This window comes from Arthrobacter sp. AOP36-A1-22 (assembly GCF_052377615.1).
Taxonomy (GTDB): domain Bacteria; phylum Actinomycetota; class Actinomycetes; order Actinomycetales; family Micrococcaceae; genus Arthrobacter_H.
Window position 1 is genome coordinate 40,143 of sequence record NZ_JBQSWX010000008.1, and the last position, 20,575, is coordinate 60,717.

The following is a 20,575-nucleotide window of genomic DNA, read 5'->3' on the forward strand; positions in this document are numbered from 1 at the left end:
CTTTTGTCTGCCCGGAAACCGGTTCCTGTCGCGGCCGTGCATTCGTGCTTACCATGGGCAGTAGGTCCGCTGCCGGGCCGGTGGCGGATAGTCAACCGGAGGGAGCCCACCATGGCCAAGCAGAGCACCAGCAGCCCAGCGCGCAATGTCGCCCAGAAGCTGATCTCATCGCATCTGGTAGACGGGGAGATGACCCCGGGGGCCGAAGTCGGCATCTCCATCGACCAGACGTTGACCCAGGACGCCACCGGGACGATGGTCATGCTGGAACTGGAAGCCATGGGGCTGGATCGGGTCAAAACCGAACTTTCAGCCCAATACGTCGACCACAACCTGTTGCAGACCGATGAAAAGAACCCCGAGGACCACCTCTTCCTGCAATCGGCGGCCGAGCGGTTCGGATTGTGGTTCTCCAAGGCCGGCAACGGCGTCTCCCACCCGGTCCACCAATCACGCTTCGGCAAACCCGGGGCCACCATGGTCGGTTCCGACTCCCACACCTGTTCCGCCGGAGCCATCGGGATGCTGGCCATCGGCGTCGGGGGCCTGGAAGTGGCCATGGCCATGGCCGGGGAACCGCTCTATGTGGCGATGCCGGAGATCTGGGGCATCGAACTGACCGGGGAACTGCCCGACTGGGTCTCGGCGAAGGACGTGATCCTGGAGATGCTGCGCCGCCACGGAGTGAAGGGCGGCGTCGGGCGGATCATCGAATACCACGGCCCGGGCCTGGCGGGCCTGACCGCCATGGACCGCCACGTCATCGCGAACATGGGCGCCGAACTCGGGGCCACGACCACCGTCTTCCCCGCCGATGAGGCGGTCCGCGAATATCTGGCGGCCGTGGGGCGGGAGGACGAGTTCCAGGAGCTGCTGGCCGACCCGGGAGCGGGCTACGACCGGACGGACTCCATCAACCTCTCCGAGCTGGAACCGCTCATCGCCAAACCCTCCTCGCCCGGCAACGTGGTCACCGTGGCGGAGGCCGCCGGCGAGGACGTGTTCCAGGTGGTCGTGGGCTCCTCGGCGAACCCCGGTCTGCGCGATTTCGCCGTGTTCGCCGAAATCCTTGCGGGCCGGCAGGCCTGCGAGCAGGTCTCGGTGGACGTGAACCCCACGTCCCGCGAGGTCCTGGCCGATCTGATCGGCGGCGGCTGGCTGACCCAGCTGGTCGGGGCAGGAGCCCGGATCCACCAGTCGGGCTGCATGGGCTGCATCGGCATGGGCCAGGCCCCGGCCACCGGCCGGAACAGTCTGCGCACCATGCCCCGGAACTTCCCCGGACGCTCCGGAACCGAGGAAGATGCGGTGTGGTTGTGTTCCCCGGAGACCGCCGCGGCGGCGGCACTGACCGGCAGGATCACCGACCCGCGTGAACTCGGCCGCACCCTGGAGCTGGCCTACCCCCGCCCGGAAATGCCGAAGACGTTCAGCCAGAACACCGATATGCTCCAGGAACCGCTCCCGCCGAAGGAGGCAGCCGAGGTCGAATTGGTGAAGGGATCGAATATCTCCAGCCTCCCCGATTTCGATGCCATCGCCGATGATCTGGATCTGCCGATCCTGTTGCAGATGGCCGACAACGTCTCCACCGACGAGATCATGCCCGCCGGATCCAGGGTGCTGCCCTTCCGCAGCAACATCCCGAAGATCGCCGAGTTCTCCTTCTCCCGCATCGACACCAGCTATCCGGACCAGGCCCGGGAGCATGAAGGCGGCCATGCGGTCATCGCCGGGGAGAACTACGGGCAGGGATCCTCGCGCGAACACGCGGTCATCGCCCCGCGCTACCTCGGATTGCGGGTGGCCGTCGCCAAGTCCTTCGCCCGCATCCACTGGCAGAACCTGGCCAACTTCGGGATCCTTGCCCTGGAATTCACCGACGCCGCCGATTACGACGCCGGGACCACGGGGCAGCGGCTGGTCATCAACGGGCTACGGGACCAGCTGAAGGCAGGCAACGAGGTGGCGGCGACGTTGGGCGGCCGGGAGGTCACCCTGCGCCATAAGCTCTCCGACCGGCAGGTCGATATGGTGCTGGTCGGCGGACGCATCCCGTCGGTGGCGCAGGGATAGCGCCGGAACCACCGGCGGCCCGGCCGCTGGTCCGGCGACGACGGCGGGGCCGCCACCGCCACCGGACCAGCCGGGCCGGACCCTAGTCGGTGAGCAGTTCGCGGTTGGCGGCACGACGCCGGGCCTGCTCGGCCGGATCCGGGACCGGCAGCGAGGCGATCAGACGCCGCGTGTAGTCGTGGCGTGGGCTTCCCATGATCTGGCTGCCGATGCCCTCCTCGACCAGTTTGCCGCGGTAGAGGACCCCGACCCAATCGGCGAGCATGTCCACGACCGCGAGGTCGTGGCTGATGAACAACGCCGCGAATCCGTACTCCGTCTGGATCTCCTTGAACAGGTCCAGCACCGCTGCCTGGACGGATACGTCCAGGGCGCTGGTGGGTTCGTCGGCGATCAGCAGCTTCGGGTTCAGCGCCAGGCCCCGGGCAAGGCTGGCCCGCTGCCGCTGCCCGCCCGAGAGCTCGTGGGGGTAGCGGTCCACGAACCGGCCGGGCAGCTGGACCGCGTCCATCAGGTCCCGGACCCGGTCCCGGGCGCCGGAGGCCGTGGGATCCTGGTGGACCCATAAGGGTTCGGCCACGCATTCGCCGATGGTCAGATGCGGGTTGAACGAAGCCCCCGGATCCTGGAAGACGAAACCGATGTCCTTGCGCAGCGGTTTGAAGGTCCGTTCGCGGAAGTCGAGCATCTCGTAGCCGAGGACGTTGAGGCTGCCCCCGGTGATCTTGTTCAGCCCCGCGATGGACCGTCCGATCGTCGTCTTGCCCGATCCGGATTCGCCCACCAGCCCATAGACCTCCCCGGCGGAGATCTGGAAGGAGACCCCACCCACGGCGCGGAACGCGGATTTGCCGATCCCTCCGGGGAATTCGACCTCCAGATCCGTGGCGCGCACCAGGACCTCGGCCTCGGAGTGGGCCCGCTCCTCCAGTCCGGCCGAGGCGGAGTTCCGCCCCAGGTGGGGGACGGCGGCCAGGAGTTCCTTGGTGTAGTCCTGCTGCGGGTGGGCGAACAAGTCGGCCACGGGGGCCTCCTCGACGACATCGCCGCGATACATCACCACGACCCGGTCCGCCAGATCCGCGACGACACCCATGTTGTGGGTGATCAGCACGATCGAGGTCCCGTCCTTGCGCTGCAGCTCGCGGAGCAGTTCGAGGATCTCGGCCTGGACGGTGACGTCCAGGGCGGTGGTCGGCTCGTCCGCCACGATGAGCCCGGGATTCAGGGCCAGCGCCGCGGCAATGACGACCCGCTGCTTCTGCCCGCCGGAGAACTGGTGCGGATAGAAATCCACCCGGTGCCCCGGATCCGGGATGCCCACCTTGGCCAAGGCCTCGATGGCCCGGGCCTTGGCCTCCTTGCGGCTGATCCGGTGTCCGGAGCCCGCATGGGCGCGGATCCCCTCGATGATCTGCCAGCCGACGGTGTGGACCGGATTCAGTGCGGTGGAGGGTTCCTGGAACACCATGGCGACATCGCGGCCCCGCAGGTCCCGCAATTGGCTGGCGCTGACGGAGAGGACATCGGAACCATTGACCAGGACCACCCCGGCACTGGTCGCCGTTTCCGGCAACAGTCCCAGGATGGTCTTGGCCGTGACCGTCTTGCCCGAGCCGGATTCGCCGACGATCGCCACGACCTCCCCGGGACGTACGTCCAGGTTCACGTCGTTGACCGCGTGCACATCGCCACCATCGGTCGCGAAGGTCACCTCCAGTCCCGAGATGGACAGGACGGGTTTGCCGTCGTCCGGGGAGGCGGTGTTCGGGTCCTGCCCGGGTTCACGTTCGTGACTCATTTGGTGACCTCCAGTCCGGTTCCATTGACATAGGCGTCGGCGGGCATGTCGGGTCCGCCGCGCTTCTTCCTGCCGGCGCGACGCCGGCCGCGCAGCCGCGGATCGTTCAGGTCGTTCATGGACTCGCCCACCAGGGTCAGGCCCAGCACGGTCAGGACGATCGCGAGGCCCGGGAAGAGCCCGGTCCACCAGATGCCACTGGTGGCATCGGCGAGGGCCTTGTTCAGGTCGTAGCCCCATTCCGCGGCCGATGAGGGTTCGATGCCGAAGCCCAGGAAGCCCAGCCCGGCCAGGGTCAGGATCGATTCCGCCGCGTTGAGGGTGAAGATCAACGGCATCGTCCGGGTGGCGTTGGGGAAGACGTGCCGGGAGATGATGCGCAGGTTCGAGGTGCCGATCACCTTCGCGGACTCCACGAACGGTTCGGCCTTGAGCCGGATGGTTTCGGCGCGGGCGACCCGGAAGTACTGCGGGATGAAGACCACGGTGATCGAGATCGCCGCGGCCATGATCCCCCCGAAGAGGTTGGACTGGCCGCCGCTGATGACGATCGACATCACGATGGCCAGCAGCAATGCGGGGAAGGCGTAGATGGCATCGGCGATGACCACCAGCAGCCGGTCGACCCAGCCACCGAGGTAGCCGGAGACCAGCCCCAGGATCACCCCGGCGAAGATCGACATGAGCACTCCGAGGACGATGACCAGTGCCGCGGTCTGGGCGCCCCAGATCACGCGGGAGAAGACGTCGTATCCCCCGACGGTGGTCCCCCAGATATGGGCGGCGCTGGGGGCCATCTGCGCGCCGAAGTTGGCGCCGTCGGCGGAGGCCTGGGCGTAGCCGTAGGGGGCGATCAGGGGGGCGAAGATCGCGGTCAGGAACAAGATGCCCGACAGGATCAGCCCGATGATCAGCATCGTGCGTTGCAGCCCGACGCTCTTGCGCAGATGCGAGATGATCGGCAGTCGGGTCCAGCGCGGCTGCCGGGCGGGTTTCGATGTGGTGGTGTCCACGATCAGTACCTCACTCTCGGGTCGATCAAGGCGGCGATGACGTCCACCAGGAAGTTGGTCAACGCCACGATCACTGCGATGAGCATGACGATGCCCTGGACCGCGACGAAGTCCCGGGCGGTGAGGTATTCGGCGAGCATGAAGCCCAGTCCCTTCCACCCGAAGGTGGTTTCGGTCAGGATCGCGCCGCCCAGGGTCAGGGCGATCTGCAGGCCCATGACCGTGACGATCGGGATCAGTGCCGGCTTATAGGCATGTTTGGTGACCAGCCGGTATTCGCTGACACCGCGTGATCTGCCGGCCTCGACGAAGTCGGAGCCCAGGGTGCCGATGAGGTTGGTGCGCACCAGGCGCAGGAACACCCCGCCGATGAGCAGCCCCAGGGCAATGGCCGGAAGAACCGCGTGTTTGAGCACATCCAGGGCGATCGTCATGTTCCCGGCGCGGAGGGCGTCCAACAGGTAGAGGCCGCTGGGGTTGCGTAGCCCGGAGAGTTCGGACAGATAGTCGGTTCTGCCGGAGACCGGGAACCACCCGAGCCAGACGGAGAAGATCAGTTTCAGCAGCAGCCCGGCGAAGAAGACGGGGGTGGCGTAGCAGAGGATGGCGAACAGCCGCAGGAATGCGTCGGGGAGCCGGTCCCGCTTATAGGCGGCAATCATGCCGAAGGGGACCCCGATGATGAAAGCGACGATCAGTGCGTAGATCACCAGTTCCAGGGTGGCGGTGCCGTATTGGGCCAGGATGTCGGTCACCTCGCGGTTATCCGAGAGCGTGGTCCCGAAGTTGCCGCGCAGGATGTCGCCGAGGTAGTCGAAATACTGAATGAGGACGGGACGGTCGTAGCCGGCCGCGTGGATCCGGTCGGCCAGCTGATCCGGGGGGAGTCGGCCGCCCAGTGCCGCCGTGATCGGGTCACCGGTGATCCGCATCAGGAAGAAGACCATGCTGATCAGGATGAACATGGTGGGGATGATCAGCAGGAACCTGATCACCAGATAACGGGCCAGACCGAGACTCTGGCTCCGGGGTTTCTTCCCCTTCGCCAGACCGAATCCGGCCGGGACCTTGTCACTCTCTACTGTCATATCTACCTATACTCGTGCGGCCCGGATCCAGTGATCCCGGCGTTGGACGGCAAGCGGGGCGGGGCGGCCATATGTCCGAATGACCGCCCCGCCCCCATGGACCCGGTGTACTACTTCTTGGAGATGACACCGATCCGGAACTTATAGGAGGCGTCCAGGGTGCTCTCGACCCCGTCCACGTCCTCACCGGCGATGGCCACCGTCGCGCCCTGCAGGAGGGGCAACGTCGACAGGTCCTTGCCGACCTCGGTCTGGATCTCGCCGATCAACTCGGAACGCTTATCCTCGTCGGTGGTCACCTGCTGCTTCTGGACGAGCTTGGCGACCTCCTTGTTGTCGTAGTGGTTCGCCAGGAAGTTACCCGGTGCGAAGAACGGCGTCAGGTAGTTGTCCGCATCCGAGTAGTCCGGGAACCAGCCGAGCTGGTAGATCGGGTAGACATCCTGGGTCCGGTCCTTGTTGTACTGGACCCATTCGGTGGACTGCAGGTTGACCTTGAACAGATCGGTCTTTTCCAGCTGCGACTTCACCATGGCGTATTCCTCGCCGGAGGAGGGGCCGTAGTGGTCGGCGTTGTACTGGATGTTCAGTTCCACCGGGGTCTTGACCCCTGCATCCTTCAGGCGCTTCTTGGCCCGATCGACATCCGGGCCGCCGTCGCCGTCACCGTACATCTCCTTCAGCGGCTCGATCGCGCCGGGCAGGCCGGAGGGGACGAAGGAGTAGACGGGGGTGTAGGTGTCCTTGTAGACCTGCGTGGCGATGTCCTGCCGGTTGACGGAGTCCGCCATGGCCTGCCGGACGGCCAGGGCCTTATCCGGATCGGCATCCGAGGTCTTCGCCCCGAACGGCATGGTGTTGAAGTTGAAGACGACATAGCGCAGCTCGCCGCCGGGGCCCTTGAGGACCTGGACCTTGTCATCCTTCTCGAGGTCCTCGATATCGGTCGCCGCCAGGCTGCGGAAGGCGACGTCGATGTTGCCCTGCTGGATATCGAGCTTCAGGTTGTTGGCGCTGGTGTAGTACTTGTAGTCCACGGTCTTGGACTCGGGCTCACCGAGCAGGCCCTGGTAGCCGTCGAAGGCCTGATAGGACACCAGTTCGTTCTTGGTGTAGTTCGTGATTTCGTATTGGCCGGCGAAGGCCTTGCCCTTCACGATCTCGTCGTCGGGGGTGATCTTGTCCTTGGAGAAGACCTCCTCGTCCACGATCGGACCGGTGGCGCTGGTGAGGACCCCGAGGAAGGTCTGGTCGTTGCCGGCCTTCAGGTGGAACACGACGGTGGAGTCATCGGGGGCCTCGACGTGGTCCAGGTTGGTCAGCAGTGCCGCGGGACCCTGCGGGTCGTCGATGGAGACGACCCGGTCGAAGCTGAACTTCACGTCGGAGGAGGTGAGGTCGTTGCCGTTGGCGAACTTCAGCCCGTCCTTGAGCTTGACGGTGAATTCCTTGGGGGAGGTGAACTCCGCCGAGGTGGCGATGCCCGGTTCCGGATCGGCACTGCCGGGTTTGGAGTTGAGCAGGAACGGGTAGACCTGGGTCATCACGGTCAGCGAACCGTTGTCGTAGGCACCCGCCGGGTCGAGGGAGACGATCTTGTCGGTGGTCCCGACGGTGACCTTCTTGCCGCTGTCGCTGCTGTCGCCCCCGGAATCGTCGACGGGGCCGGTGCAGGCACTGAGCGACAGGGCGCCGATGCCCGCCGTGGCCAGTGCCAGCCTGAGGGCACGTTTGGATTTGGTCATGGTAGGTACTCCCTTTATTTGCCTCGTGGTGCAGGTGGGCTGCACGATGCAGTGCGTGTGACGTAACACACCATACTACTTATGATTCCTACCGGAAAACACTGGTCAGCGGCCCTCGGGGCCCCGTCCGTGACCGGATCGTCGCCCCGCGGGGCGGTATGGCGGCGCCCGGAGTCCCGGACTAGCCTGTGGGGTGAGTCACATCGTGGTCCGTGACCGGGCCGACCTGCGGGAGGAATGCCACCATGAACACCCCAACCACGCCCGGCAGGGCCAACACCATCGGTGCGGTCCTGCGCCGTTCCGTGGGACGCAATCCCGGGGCGACGGCCCTGCTCTTCGAGGACCGGCGGTGGACCTACGCCGAACTCGAACTGGCCGTCCACCGCGTGGCCCACCGGTTGGTCTCCAGCGGTCTTCCCCGGGGTGCGCGGGTCGCCGCCTACGGGATGAATTCCGACGCCTATGCCGTCCTGTATCTGGCCTGTGCCGCGACCGGACTGGTGCATGTGCCGGTGAACTTCGCGCTGAAGGGCGATGAACTCGGATACCTCCTGGACGACTCCGGGGCGGGCCTGGTCGTCGCCGATCCCGCCCTGCTGCCGCTGGTGGACCAGGTGCGCAGCGCCGGCAGGGCGGCGGAGGCCACCGAGGTGTGGCCGATGCTTCCCACGCAGGACGACGGCGGGGGGTCCGTCCTGGCGACCGCGATGGACCCCGGGGCCGATTCCACGCCCGTCGAGGTGGAGGTGGCGGGAGGCGACGTCGTGCAACTGCTGTACACCTCGGGAACCACCTCCGCCCCCAAGGGCGCGATGATGACCCACGAGGCCCTGGTCGCCGAATACGTCTCCTCGGTCATCGCCCTGGACTTCACCGCCGAGGACCGCCCCCTGGTGGCGATGCCGCTCTACCACTCGGCGGCGATGCACGTCTTCCTGCTGCCCTATCTTTCCCTCGGAGCCACCATCCGGTTGATCGCGCGTCCGGAGGTCGGGCAGATCCTGCGCCTGGTGGAGGAGGAACACATCGGCTCGTTGTTCCTGGCGCCCACCGTATGGGTGCCCTTGAGCAACCATCCGGAGATGGAGACCCGGGACCTGTCGTCCTTGGCCAAGGCCCAGTACGGGGCCTCCATCATGCCGGTGACCGTGCTGGCGCGACTGCGCTCGCGGTATCCACGGATCGGTTTCTACAACTGCTTCGGCCAATCCGAGCTGGGCCCGCTATGCACCGTCCTGCGCCCCGAGGACCACGAGGCCCGGCCCGCCTCCTGCGGTGTGCCGGTCTACAACGTCGAGGCCCGTGTCGTGACCGCCGACGGGGAGATCGCCGCCCCCGGCGAGCCCGGGGAGATCCAGTACAGGTCACCCCAACTGATGACCGGCTACTGGAATAAGCAGGAGGCCACCGAAGAGGCCTTCGTTGACGGCTGGTTCCGTTCGGGGGACCAGGTCACCCGGGATGCGCAGGGCTACATCCAGGTCGTGGACCGGATCAAGGACGTCATCAACACCGGGGGAGTGCTCGTGCCTCCACGGGAAGTCGAGGACTGCATCTACGAACTGCCCGAAGTAGCCGAAGTCGCCGTCGTCGGGGTTGCCGATGAGCGCTGGATCGAGGCCATCACCGCCGTCGTCGTCCTCAAGGAAGGTGCTTCCCTGACGGCCGAGGGGGTCCGCGCGCATGTGAAGGGCCGGATCGCCGATTACAAGGTGCCCAAACGGGTGGACTTCGTCGCCGAGCTGCCCCGGAACCAGTCGGGCAAACTCCTCAAACGCGAGCTGCGCGCGGAACGGAGCACCGGGCAGTGAGCGCCGGGACTGCCGGGCCGGAGCAGCCGGTGATCGGCATCGAACGCCGTCCCGGGGTCGTGCGGCTGGTCCTGCAACGGCCGGAGGGCGGAAACGTCCTGGACCTGGCCCTGGCCCGCCAACTGCTGGCCGCCGTTCGTGCCGCCGAGGCCGACCCCGAGGTGTACGTGCTCACCCTGACCGGGACCGGACGGTTCTTCTGCGGGGGAGGGGACGTGGGGAACATGGCGGGATCCCCGCCCGCCGAACGCTCCGCCTTCATCGCCGCGTTGGCCGAGGCGGCCCACGAGTTGGCGCTGGCCCTGGTTCATTCCCGGCTCCTGGTGCTCGCCGGGGTCAACGGGGTGGCCGCGGGGGCCGGCCTGGGGCTGGTGCTCAACGCCGATTGGGTCCTGGTGGCGGAGGAAGCGACGCTGATGGCCGCCTACGCGGGCATTGGATTCAGCCCCGACACGGGGGTCTCCTATCTGCTGCCCGCGACCGTGGGCCACCAGCGCGCCGTGGATCTGACCCTGGGCGGACGCCGGCTTGCGGGTAACGAGGCCGTCGACTGGGGGCTGGCGAACGCCTCGGCCCCCTCGGCCGTCTTCGAAGGCGAGCTCACCGTGGCCGAGGACGGGTTCCTGCAAGGCGCCGTCCAGACCCTGGGGCCGACGAAGGCGTTGCTCCGGGCGGGGATGTCCACCGGCTACGCGGCACATCTGGCCGCGGAAACGAGAAGCATCTCGGCCCTGGCCGCGCACCCGGATTCGGTGCAGCGGGTCAACCGCTTCGCCGGTCGCTGAAGGACAGGGGAAAGCCGGGCCGGATGGCTAGGCTGAAGGCAGGAACCCCTGAGCGAGAGGACATCATGAGCACGCCCGATTCGACCCTGCAGGATGTGGCCATCACCTTCAACGACGGAACGACGTCGACCTTCGGGGAGGCGTTCGCCGGCCGGCCGGTCCTGGTGGTCAACGTCGCTTCCAAATGCGGATTCACCCCGCAGTATGAGGGTCTCGAGAAGCTGTATGCGACGCATCGGGACCAGGGCCTGGTGGTGCTGGGGGTGCCCAGCAACCAGTTCATGGGCCAGGAGCCGGGAACGGATGCGCAGATCGAGGAGTTCTGCCAGATCAACTACGGGGTGACCTTCCCGTTGGCCACGAAGACCAACGTCAACGGCCCCGACGCCCACCCGCTCTACCGCGAGCTCACCGCCTACCCCACCGGAGAGGTCCAGGATATCGGCTGGAACTTCGAGAAGTTCCTCGTCGGGGCCGATGGCCGGATCCTGGGCCGGTTCGCGTCCAGTGTCGAGCCGCTCTCCGACGAGCTCGTCGGGGCGGTGCGGGCGGCCCTGTAGCGCTCGCCGTAGAGGCTGACGAGGCGGGGTGAAACTGCTTCATAAGCCTCGTCCCACGGGGTGTTCCCGGGCAAAAGACACGGAAACCATGCTGCTGACCGCTGTGAGGAGCCGGGGGGCGGCGCAATATCGCATCATGGGTTAAAGGTCTTGCCAAGGTGCCAAGCATCCATATCATCGTTCCATAGCAGTGTGATGCGCGATGAGAGACGATGGTCGTGGCAGCAACCGTGGATCCGGGCAGATATACAGCGGCCCCCGATCAGGAGCACGTGACCGTGTTCCTGATCGGGATGCGGGCCAACAGATGGTGGAAGCTGGCCTCGGTGCTCCCGACCGTGGCCGCCATGCCACGGAAGTTGGCTCATCTGGCGAAAGATCCTGAAACCGGTCTGCTGGGCTACCACCAATGGCTGGGTCGGACCACGATTCTGCTGAGTTATTGGCGCAGCCCGGAGGACTTGCAGCGCTTTGCCTCCGCCCAGGATGCTCCGCATCTGGGGGCCTGGCGCCAGTTCACGAAGAAGTCGGCAGGCAGCGGCGACGTGGGCATCTGGCACGAGACCTACCAGGTGAGGGTCACCGACCAAGAGACGGTCTACACCGATATGCCGGCGTTCGGGCTCGGGGCCGCCACGCGACGTGTGCCCATCGGGCGGGGTACGCACACCGCGCGCCAGCGACTGGGACGCGAGGGCTAGAACTGGATTGATCGACTGGGCTTGGGCGGTCAGGTCTCAGGGGTTGGAGCGCGAGAGGGCATCGCGCGCTCGGTGGCCTGCCCAGGGGGTAATTCCTCGTCGGCGCATTCGGTGCAGGCACCGCAACGTGGCAGGAAGACCATGAACATGCGCCGCCCGATGGCCGGATCACAGCCCCGGATAGTGCCGGGCGGCGGTTTCCGGATGAGCGCGCAACCACCCCTTGAGGACGTTGGCGCCGTAGGAGGAGAGCATCGGATTGGTCGGATCGTCGGAGACGCCACGGGCCTGGGCCGCCAGCTCCGGTGGCAGCGGGACCGTATCGATGACCGAATCCAGCCGCGGGGACCAGAAGAAGGGTACCGAATAGCGGTCGACGCCGGCCGGTGGTGCCGTCACGCGGTGGATGGTGGCCATCAGGTAACCGTTGGTGGCGACCTCGAGCATCTCCCCGAGGTTGACCACCAGAGCCCCGGGGATCGGCTCGACGGGAATCCAGTTCTGATGCCCGTAGGGCTGGACCTCCAGCCCGCCGACCTGGTCCTGGAGCAGCAGGGTCACGAAACCGTAATCGGCGTGCAGGCCCACCCCCTGGTTGCCGGCCTCCGGGACCTGGCCGCCGACGTAGTGGACCAGTTTGCCCATCCAGGCCGGGTCGTGCCGGAACGGGGCCTCGAAATGATCCTCGGGCAGACCCAGTGATACGGCGATCGCCGCGAGGAGTTCGGTCCCGACCCGTGACATCAGCTCGGCCCAGGCCATGGCCACGCGCTCGAGTTCGGGGAAGGACGCGGGCCATTGGTTGGGGCCCTGCAGGTTCAGGTAGGGGCGGTCCTGCGGGTAGCCCTCCAGCGCCTCCCGGTCCGGGCCGTAGTCGATCTGTTCCCGGGAGTCGGCCCGGCCCCGGGTCATTTCCTTGCCCAGCCGGGTGTAGCCACGGAACTGGGCCGAGGTGCGGTTGTCCAGCTCCAACCGTTCGGCCAGGGGCAGGGCGAAGAAGGCCTCCATGGTCTGCAGGAGTTCCTGCGCCTGGCCTTCGGCGGCGCCGAAACCGGTGAGTTGGAAGAAGCCGACCTGATGGCTCGCCGCACGCAGGGCGTCGATGAATTCGGGGTTGAAGCAGCCGTCGGCCCGACGGGCCGTGGAGAAATCAAGAACGGGCACTGAGGTTCGCACAAGGTTCATGGCCGTAACGTTAGGGCGCGGCGGCCCCGCGACGACAGCAACGGTTACGCCGGGTTCCGTCATATTGCCCCGGATGTCGGAACCCTTGACAGGTCTCCCCGGCAGGTCGTCGCTCCACATCGGGCTGGCGTTCCCTAAGCTGGAACAGTGATCTTCAAAGCAGTCGGCGAATCCCGCCCGTACCCCGACCACGACCTTGTCACTCCCAAGGACTGGGCCGTCGTCGCCCCCCGTCAGGTACGCCTCGATGAATTGGTGACCACCAAGGCGACCCTGGACCTGGCAGCGCTGTTGGCGGAGGACTCCACGTTCTTCGGTGACCTCTTCCCCCACGTGGTGCAGTGGCAGGGCACCATGTATCTGGAGGACGGGCTGCACCGGGCCGTGCGGACCGCCCTGCACCAGCGTTCGGTCATGCACGCCCGCGTCCTGATCCTGGATTCGTGATCCCATGAGCGATGAACGAGACCCGACCGACTGGCATGGCCAACGGATCGTCACCGAGGAGGACCTGGACGAGGGGTTCTCCGATCACGACCCCGAACGCGTGGAGAACCCGCGCTACTACCGGCGCCGGCTGCTGCACGGGATGGTGCTGGGCCTGCTGGTCGCGCTGGTGATCGCCGCGCTCGTGCTCGCCTACCTGGTCAAGACCGGGCAGGTGGTCATCCCCGCCCTGGAACCGGCGCCGACGCCCACGGCGACGGCCCAGGCGGAGGATCCGGCCGCCGCCGTCTGCCCGCAGGAGGAACTGGAGTACGCGAAGCCGAAGGACGTCACCGTCAACGTCTACAACGCCACCACCAGCGCCGGGCTGGCCGCGGCCACGGCCGAATCGCTGAAGAAGCACGGTTTCACGATCGGGAAGGTGGCCAATGCGAAGTTGAAGAACGCCGACATCGTGGGCACCGTGGTCTCCGGGACGAAGGGCCGGGCCAACGCCCTGACCGTCCAACGCCATATCAAGGGCACCGAATACGTGAAGAAGCCCAAGCGCAGCGCCGACACCATCGATTTCGTCATCGGCAAGAAGTACAAGGCCGGGTCGATCGTCCCGAAGAAGAAGGTGGATACCTCCGACGGCCAGCTCAGCTGCCCGATCGCGGTGAAGGAAGCCCGCAAGAAGGCCAAGGAATCCGCAGCGGCCTCCGGGAAGGCGGACCCCTCACCGGCGAAGGATCAGGACGGGAAGTAACCCGGGACGGCGGCGGGTGGGCCGCTGCTAGTCGCAGCCCTCGGGGCCGCAGGCGGGGGCCTGGGTGCCGGAGGCCGGGTCCTGTCCGGCGTTGACCATGGATAGCGGGGAGACCTCACCCCAGGCGGTGGTCAGGGCCTCGGCGAACACCTCGGGTGGCTGGGCCCCGGAGATTCCGTACTTCATGTCCAGGACGAAGAACGGCACCCCGGTCACCCCCAGGGCGCGGGCCTGGGCGATGTCGGCCTCGACCTCGGCGGTGTACCGATCCGATTCCAGGACCGCCACGACGTCGTCCTCGGCCAGTCCGGCGTCGGTGCCGATCCGGCGCAGCACCGTGGTGTCCCCGGTGTCCAGGCCCTTTTCGAACTGGGCGGAGAGCAGCGCCTCCTTGACCTCGCCGGCCAGGCCATGCGCCCCGGCCAGATGCAGCAGGCGGTGGGCGGTGAAGGAATTGGCGACCTTGAGGTTGCCGAAATCGTAGTGCAGCCCCTCGTCGGCGGCCTGGCCGGTGACGTGTTCGAGCATCTGCTTCACCTGCGCCGGGTCCATGCCCTTCTTCTGCGAAAGATACTCGAATTCGGTGCCGTCGTAGTGGGCCGGCAGCGAGGGATCGAGCTGGTAGCTGTGCCAGGTCACGTCCACCTGGTCACGGAAGGAAAGGGTGGCCAGGGCCGCTTCGAAACGACGTTTGCCGATGAAGCACCAGGGGCAGGAGATGTCGGACCAGATATCGACGGAAAGGCGCGGAGAAGTCATGGATGCTTCAACCTCCCCGCGCCGAGGACTATTCCCGTCCGGTGTCCGGGGGCTAGTTCTGCCAGAACGGGTAGTCGATGTACCCGGTGGGCCCCTCGGTGTAGAAGGTCGCCTGGTTCGGTTCGTTCAGCGGCAGGTCCTCACGCCAGCGCCGCACCAGATCCGGGTTGGCGATGGCGGGCCGCCCGACGACGACCGCCTCACCCCAGCCGCTGGAGGTCAGCTCCCGGGCGTCCTCGACGGTGGTGATCTCGGCGAACCCCGAATTCAACAGCACGGGGCCGCCGAAACGCGAGCGCAGATCCTGGGCCAGTTCCCCGGTCGGCTGCCGGTGCAGGATGCTCAGCGCCGATAATCCCAGCGGGGCGATCCCGTCGATGAGCGCACCGTAGGTGGCCGCGACGTCGTCGCGGTCCTCCTCCAGGGTGCTTTGGACATTGTGTTCGGGGGAGATCCGCAGGCTGGTGCGGCCGGAACCGATGGCCGCGGCCACCGCGGTGGCCACCTCGATGACCAGGCGGGCCCGGTTTCCCGGGGACCCGCCGTAGGCATCGGTGCGTGTATTCGTCGAGGAGGCCAGGAACTCATGGAGCAGGTAGCCGTTGGCGCCATGGAGTTCCACCCCGTCGAAGCCGGCGGCGATCGCATTGGTCGAGGCCCGGACGAACTCCTCCACGATGCCAGCCAGCTCGGAGGTCTCCAGGGCGCGGGGGACCGGGTAGGGGTGCTTGCCGGTGTAGGTGCGGGTGCTTCCCTCGACGGCGATCGCACTGGGGGCGACGACCTCCTGGACCCCGGTGATCTCCGGGTGGGTGACCCGGCCGGCATGCATGACCTGGGCGATGATCAGCCCGCCCTCGGCATGGACGGCGTCGGTGACGCGTTTCCACCCGGCGACCTGCTCCTCGGTGGCCAGTCCGGGCTGGCGCACGAATCCCTGGCCCGTCTGGCTGGGATAGGTTCCCTCGCTGACGATCAGCCCCATCGAAGCCCGTTGGCGGTAGTACTCCACGACGTCGTCGTTGGGCACCCCGTCAACGCGGGACCGTGATCGGGTCAGCGGGGCCATGACCAGCCGGTTGGGCAGGTCGAGGTCGCCGAGGGTGAGCGGGGCAAACAGATCCATGGAAAGGCTCCTGTGGTCGGGGATGCCTGGTGCAACACCGACCGGCGCCCGGGGTATTCCCCGGCGCCGGCCCGCAGCTCAATCCCGGCTGTGGACCCCACCGCGGATCCAGGGGCCGACCAGGTCCAGCCCGGCCTGGTGGCGGAGGGGGCCATAGACGCTGAACTGCCCGTAGGTGGGGTGGTTGACGTCCAGCCGTTCGAGGTCGTCCTGCGGTGCCGATTCATCACCGCCGGCCAGGCCCAGGGCGCGCACGATCTTATCGGGGGTCCCGGTGGAGCCGGCGACGGCGACGCCGCCGACCATCCAGGCCTCGCCGAGGGCCGAATGGCGGGCGGGACCGCGGACGACGAAGACCCCGGCCTCCGGGGTCTTGACCAGGGCCTGGACGGGGAGTTCCTCGCGCAACGCAGCGCAGGCGAGCTTCACGGCGGGAAGATCACGTTTGGCATTCGGGGGCAGGTCGTCCAGCGAGGCCGGGGCCGAGAGCTCGGGGGCCTCCGCCGTGGCCGGGAGGACCCCGCCGAGGAAGCGTTGAACGAAGTCGTGCTCGCCGATGACGGGGATGCCGTAGTCGCGGGCCTTGCGCGACTTGGTTGAATCCACGTCGGGGTCCCCGGCCACCAGCAGGGCGGTCTTCTTCGAGACCCCGGGACCCACGAGGTAGCCGGCGTCCGTGACTGCCTGGGCGAGATCGTTCTTATCGAGTGCTTCCAGGGAGGTGAAGACGACCTGGTCGCCGGGCTTGAGCGTGATGTTCTCCATGGTTCCCCAGAGTACCGGGCGGGGACCGTCGAGGGGCTACCCGGCCCCCGGTCCGGCCACGAGGTGGATCGGGGCCCGGCCCTGCGCCAGACGCTGGACCTGCTCCACGGCGCCCTCGGTGGACAGGCGGATGAATTCGTTGGTGTTCCCGGCCATATGCGGGGTCAGCAGGCAGCCGGGGGCCTCCCAGAGCCGGTGGCCGGCCGGGAGCGGTTCCGGGTCGACGACATCCAGGGCGGCCCGTAGCCGTCCGGACTGCAACTCGGCGACCAGTGCCTCGGTGTCCACGACCGCGCCGCGACCGATGTTCACCAGCAGGGCCCCGTCGGCCATGGCGGCCAGGAAGGCGCCATCCACGAGCCGTTCGGTGCCCGCCGCGTGGGGCAGGGTGACGATGACGACGTCGGCCCGGGGCAGGAGCCCGGGCAGCTCCTGGACCCCGTGGACGTGGACCCCGCTCTCGGTGGTGCGTTCCCGGCGGGCCACGGGGAGCACGGCTGCCGGACGGAAGGGCGCCAACCGGGCGGCCACTTCCCGGCCCACCCCGCCATGGCCCAGGAGGACGACCACCGAACCATGCAGGGACGTGGTCCACAGCGGTGTCCAGTCGTGGCGGTGCTGTTGGGTGGCGGCGACCGGCAGATCGCGCAGTGCCGCCAGGGTCAGGGCGAGCCCGTGTTCGGCGGTGGCATCCTCGACGGCGCCCCGCGAATTGCTCAGCGTGGCCCCGGGCGGCAGATGGTCCAGGACCCATTCGTAGCCGATGGACAGCAGATGGACGTGGCGCAGGCCGGGGATGCTGTTCACCCGGGAACGGTGGGCCTGGACGCGGGGACGCTCGGTGATCAGGACATCGGCTGCCGGGGCCGGGGAGGCCTCGGAATCGATATGCCAGATGATGGCTTCGATCCCCGGACCGCTGATGGCGTGGGCCAACGCGGGGGAAGGGACCAGAACACGAAGTGCCATGGGTGCTCCGTTCGCAGGTGTCGGGGGCGGGCCTGGGCCCTCGCCGGTGGTCCCCGCCATCCTATAAGCGGTCGACGGGCAGGAACCGCGGGAGCCCCTGGCCGGACGAGCGGTTCAGGGCAGGGCCAGCCCGCCGGCGAACACGATGCAGCCCACCAGCGCACCGGCGAGCACCTGGCCCGGGGTATGCCGTCGCAGCTCCAGACGCGACCAGCCGACCAGCAAGGTCAGGAAGAGGGCGGCGGCCGCACCCCAGTCCGGGTCGGAGAAGACCTCGAGCCAGATGAAGGCGGCGACCGCCGTATGCACGGAGATCTTCCACCGCAGGTTCACCACCAGGCAGATCAGCAGTCCGGCCAGGATCAACCCCAGCGCGCTGAAGACCGCCGCCGGGGCCCGCAGCAGCACCAACGCGCCGCCACCGATCAGCAGGGATGCCCCGGCGAGGACGAACACGGGCCGGCGCTGCGACCGCTCACGGACATGCAGATCGGTGACCCGGCCCCGATGCTTCATCCACACCACGCCCAGCCAGGGCAGTCCCGTGGTGAAGACCAGGGCCACGATGGCCTGCAGCCAGGTGGTGTCCGGACTCCGCAGCGGCAGCACCAGCAGGTAGGCGCTGACCAGGACCACGGGGGAGAGGAGGGTGGTGACGGTCCGGGCCGCCGGCGATCCCCGGCGAGGGGCCGTGTCGACGTCGTTCCCCGGATCGATGTCCATCGGTTTGCTCCCCGCCGTCTCCACTCATCCGGGCCCTCCGGAACCGGTATCCAGCCTACTGGTGCACCCGTCCCGGTCGGGTCGCCTGACTTCGCGCGCGAAGACTGGGATGATCAAGGCATGAAGAACCCATCAACATTCATACCCGCCGATCTGGCCCGGGCCGCCCGCGCCATCACCCAGGTCTCGAGCAAGGTCATTGGTCGGGCCGCCGGACTGGAGAAACAGCAGATCCGGGCCTTCGAAAAAGGCAACCACGATCTGACCGTCGAGCAGAACGCCATGCTGCGCCACGCCCTGGAACAGTACGGCGCCGTCTTCGTCGAGGAGGACGAGGATGCCGGCCGCGGGGTCCGCCGCAAATACAACGCCTCCAAGGTCCGCCGGCTGGAGACCTGGGAGGGCGAGGGCGGCCCCGCCTACGAGGACGACATCTAGACCCCGACCTCAAAAAGACGACGGACCCCGGCAGCTCTGCCAGATGGGGTCCGTCGTGGTGTGGGGGCCGACCGCCCCGGCCCGGGATCCAATGGAGGAAGAACCCCCGGCGGGGCGGTCGGTGGCTGGTCAGGCGTCGATCATCTGCCGCGCCTTGGACTGGCAGAGGAACCGCGTGTAGGACGGCACGGTCAGGAAGGCCGGGTAGTCATCCTGCAGGGCACACTCATCGAAGATCTCCCGGGCATCGGCGAACCGGTCCCCCTCGAAGCGTTCCATCTTCGCGTACTCCTCCTCCACGATCTCCTCGACGAACTCGGCGGTGATCAGCTCACCGTCGTCGGTCACCGCACCCTGGTGGATCCACTGCCAGATCTGCGAGCGGGAGATCTCGGCGGTGGAGGCGTCCTCCATCATGTTCTTCAGGACCACGGCCCCGTTGCCCCGCAACCAGGACTCGATGTAGCGCAGCCCGATGACCACGTTCATCCGGACCCCGCCCTCGGTGATCAGCCCCGGGGTTCCGGCGATGTCCAGCAAGGCCCGGTCATCGACGGCGACGTCTTCGCGCAGACGGTCGATCTGGTTCGGTTTTCCGCCCATCTCCCGATCGAAGATCCGCTGCACCACCGGGACCAGATCCGGGTGGGCCACCCAGGCGCCGTCGAAACCGTCGGCGGCTTCGCGGGATTTCTCGACCCCGACGGTCTCGAAGGCCACCGCGTTGGCGGCCTCGTCGCGCCGGTTCGGGATGAAGGCGCTCATGGAACCGATGGCCGTGGCCCCGCGGCGGTGGCAGGCCCGCACCAGCTGTTCGGTGAAGGACCGCATGAAGGGGGCGGTCATGGTCACCATCGCCCGGTCCGGCAGCACGAACCGCGGTCCGCGGGTGCGGAAGTTCTTGATCACTGAGAAGATGTAGTCCCACCGGCCGGCGTTCAGGCCCGCGGAGTGCTCCCGCAGTTCGTAGAGGATCTCCTCGAGTTCGAAGGCCGCGGTGATGGTCTCGATGAAGACCGTGGCGCGGATGGTCCCCCGGGGGATGTCCAGCAACTCCTGGGCCCTGATGAACACGTCGTTCCAGAGGCGGGCCTCCAGATGGTTCTCGATCTTGGGCAGGTAGAAGTAGGGGCCACGTCCGCCGGAGATCAACCGCTGCGCGTTGTGGAAGAAGTAGAGGCCGAAGTCGACCAGCGCCCCCGAGGTGGACTTGCCGCCGATGGTCAGGTGCCGCTCGGGCAGGTGCCAGCCGCGCGGCCGGACCATGATGGTCGGCAGCTCGGTCAGCGTCCGTCCGGTGACCGTGTACTCCTGGCCCTCCTCGGAGGTGAAGTCGAGGTCGTTCTCGAGCGCGGCCCGCAGGGTCAGCTGCCCGTTGATGACGTTCTGCCAGGTGGGGGTGGTGCAGTCCTCCAGATCCGCCAGCCAGACGTTGGCACCGGAGTTCAGCGCGTTGACGGCCATCTTGCGTTCCGGCGGTCCGGTGATCTCCACCCGGCGGTCCTCCAGGCCGGGGGCGATGGGGGCGACCGTCCAGGAGTCGTCTTCACGGATGGGCCGGGTCTCTTCCAGGAAGTGCGGATCCTGGCCGCCGGCGATCTCGCGGCGGCGCGTTTCGCGCAGGGCCAGCAGTTCCTTCCGGCGCGGCTCGAACTCGTGATGCAGCTGCGCCAGGAAGTCCATGGCCCGGGGGGTGAGGATCTGCTCCTGGCCGCGGACCGGCGAAGCATTCGGCGTGGTGCCGTTCAGGGTGATGGGGTCGTTCATGGCGGATCTCCTTAAAAATGGTGGGGGACGACGCCGGTGCCCGGGTGGGTGGGCCCCGGCACCGG

19 protein-coding genes are annotated in these 20,575 nt (G+C 67.5%); 8 read left to right on the top strand and 11 right to left on the bottom strand.

Annotated features, from left to right (window positions below; all coding sequences use genetic code 11):
• Positions 1-111 precede the first annotated feature (111 nt).
• On the top strand, positions 112-2,076 hold the full coding sequence (locus ACT3S2_RS06835) for an aconitate hydratase (RefSeq protein ID WP_444554538.1): 1,965 nt from the start codon (positions 112-114) through the stop codon (positions 2,074-2,076).
• 82 nt (positions 2,077-2,158) lie between these two features.
• Here the strand turns inward: ACT3S2_RS06835 and ACT3S2_RS06840 are convergent, their stop codons facing one another.
• The 4 genes from ACT3S2_RS06840 to ACT3S2_RS06855 form a co-directional block, all read right to left on the bottom strand.
• Positions 2,159-3,877, bottom strand: a complete 1,719-nt coding sequence (locus tag ACT3S2_RS06840) for a dipeptide ABC transporter ATP-binding protein (RefSeq protein WP_444554539.1) — start codon at positions 3,875-3,877, stop codon at positions 2,159-2,161.
• The gene (locus tag ACT3S2_RS06845) at positions 3,874-4,890 is read right to left on the bottom strand and encodes an ABC transporter permease (RefSeq protein WP_444554540.1); all 1,017 of its coding nucleotides are present in this window, start codon (positions 4,888-4,890) and stop codon (positions 3,874-3,876) included. The genes ACT3S2_RS06840 and ACT3S2_RS06845 overlap by 4 nt, the downstream gene beginning before the upstream one ends.
• Positions 4,891-4,892: 2 nt before the next feature.
• The gene (locus ACT3S2_RS06850) at positions 4,893-5,978 is read right to left on the bottom strand and encodes an ABC transporter permease (protein WP_444554541.1); all 1,086 of its coding nucleotides are present in this window, start codon (positions 5,976-5,978) and stop codon (positions 4,893-4,895) included.
• 110 nt (positions 5,979-6,088) lie between these two features.
• The gene (locus tag ACT3S2_RS06855) at positions 6,089-7,723 is read right to left on the bottom strand and encodes an ABC transporter substrate-binding protein (RefSeq protein ID WP_444554542.1); all 1,635 of its coding nucleotides are present in this window, start codon (positions 7,721-7,723) and stop codon (positions 6,089-6,091) included.
• Between the two features lie 245 nt (positions 7,724-7,968).
• Here ACT3S2_RS06855 and ACT3S2_RS06860 point away from each other — a divergent pair, with 245 nt between their 5' ends.
• The 4 genes from ACT3S2_RS06860 to ACT3S2_RS06875 all read left to right on the top strand — a co-directional run bounded on the left by ACT3S2_RS06860 (position 7,969) and on the right by ACT3S2_RS06875 (position 11,583).
• Entirely contained in the window at positions 7,969-9,537 is a 1,569-nt protein-coding gene (locus ACT3S2_RS06860; protein WP_444554543.1) for a fatty acyl-CoA synthetase, read from the top strand.
• The gene (locus tag ACT3S2_RS06865; RefSeq protein ID WP_444554544.1) at positions 9,534-10,322 is read left to right on the top strand and encodes an enoyl-CoA hydratase/isomerase family protein; all 789 of its coding nucleotides are present in this window, start codon (positions 9,534-9,536) and stop codon (positions 10,320-10,322) included. Before ACT3S2_RS06860 ends, ACT3S2_RS06865 begins: the two co-directional genes overlap by 4 nt.
• Positions 10,323-10,387: 65 nt before the next feature.
• The gene (locus tag ACT3S2_RS06870) at positions 10,388-10,882 is read left to right on the top strand and encodes a glutathione peroxidase (RefSeq protein ID WP_444554545.1); all 495 of its coding nucleotides are present in this window, start codon (positions 10,388-10,390) and stop codon (positions 10,880-10,882) included.
• Positions 10,883-11,100: 218 nt separating this feature from the next.
• Complete coding sequence (locus ACT3S2_RS06875) at positions 11,101-11,583, top strand: DUF4188 domain-containing protein (RefSeq protein WP_444554546.1); 483 nt, start codon at positions 11,101-11,103, stop codon at positions 11,581-11,583.
• A gap of 168 nt (positions 11,584-11,751) precedes the next feature.
• Here ACT3S2_RS06875 and ACT3S2_RS06880 read toward each other — a convergent pair whose 3' ends face one another.
• The gene (locus ACT3S2_RS06880) at positions 11,752-12,768 is read right to left on the bottom strand and encodes an isopenicillin N synthase family dioxygenase (RefSeq protein ID WP_444554547.1); all 1,017 of its coding nucleotides are present in this window, start codon (positions 12,766-12,768) and stop codon (positions 11,752-11,754) included.
• A 147-nt stretch (positions 12,769-12,915) separates the two neighbouring features.
• On the opposite strand from ACT3S2_RS06880, the gene ACT3S2_RS06885 reads away from it, so the two are divergent.
• Positions 12,916-13,215: a type II toxin-antitoxin system VapB family antitoxin gene (locus tag ACT3S2_RS06885; protein ID WP_444554548.1), complete on the top strand. Its 300-nt coding sequence runs from the start codon at positions 12,916-12,918 to the stop codon at positions 13,213-13,215.
• A gap of 4 nt (positions 13,216-13,219) precedes the next feature.
• Positions 13,220-13,963 (top strand): LytR C-terminal domain-containing protein, encoded by a 744-nt coding sequence (locus ACT3S2_RS06890; protein ID WP_444554549.1) that lies wholly within the window; start codon positions 13,220-13,222, stop codon positions 13,961-13,963.
• Between the two features lie 27 nt (positions 13,964-13,990).
• On the opposite strand, the gene ACT3S2_RS06895 is transcribed toward ACT3S2_RS06890, so the two are convergent.
• The 5 genes from ACT3S2_RS06895 to ACT3S2_RS06915 all read right to left on the bottom strand — a co-directional run bounded on the left by ACT3S2_RS06895 (position 13,991) and on the right by ACT3S2_RS06915 (position 18,305).
• Positions 13,991-14,722: a DsbA family oxidoreductase gene (locus ACT3S2_RS06895; protein WP_444554550.1), complete on the bottom strand. Its 732-nt coding sequence runs from the start codon at positions 14,720-14,722 to the stop codon at positions 13,991-13,993.
• 52 nt (positions 14,723-14,774) lie between these two features.
• Entirely contained in the window at positions 14,775-15,848 is a 1,074-nt protein-coding gene (locus ACT3S2_RS06900; RefSeq protein ID WP_444554551.1) for an alkene reductase, read from the bottom strand.
• Positions 15,849-15,926: 78 nt separating this feature from the next.
• The gene (locus tag ACT3S2_RS06905) at positions 15,927-16,613 is read right to left on the bottom strand and encodes a BRCT domain-containing protein (protein ID WP_444554552.1); all 687 of its coding nucleotides are present in this window, start codon (positions 16,611-16,613) and stop codon (positions 15,927-15,929) included.
• 36 nt (positions 16,614-16,649) lie between these two features.
• The gene (locus ACT3S2_RS06910; RefSeq protein ID WP_444554553.1) at positions 16,650-17,582 is read right to left on the bottom strand and encodes an NAD(P)-dependent oxidoreductase; all 933 of its coding nucleotides are present in this window, start codon (positions 17,580-17,582) and stop codon (positions 16,650-16,652) included.
• A 114-nt stretch (positions 17,583-17,696) separates the two neighbouring features.
• Positions 17,697-18,305 carry a phosphatase PAP2 family protein gene (locus ACT3S2_RS06915; protein WP_444554554.1) on the bottom strand — a complete coding sequence of 203 codons (609 nt, stop codon included), beginning with the start codon at positions 18,303-18,305 and terminating at the stop codon, positions 17,697-17,699.
• 120 nt (positions 18,306-18,425) lie between these two features.
• On the opposite strand from ACT3S2_RS06915, the gene ACT3S2_RS06920 reads away from it, so the two are divergent.
• Entirely contained in the window at positions 18,426-18,743 is a 318-nt protein-coding gene (locus ACT3S2_RS06920) for an XRE family transcriptional regulator (protein ID WP_444554555.1), read from the top strand.
• A 129-nt stretch (positions 18,744-18,872) separates the two neighbouring features.
• Here ACT3S2_RS06920 and aceB read toward each other — a convergent pair whose 3' ends face one another.
• Positions 18,873-20,510: a malate synthase A gene (gene aceB, locus ACT3S2_RS06925; protein WP_444554556.1), complete on the bottom strand. Its 1,638-nt coding sequence runs from the start codon at positions 20,508-20,510 to the stop codon at positions 18,873-18,875.
• Positions 20,511-20,575: the final 65 nt, after the last annotated feature.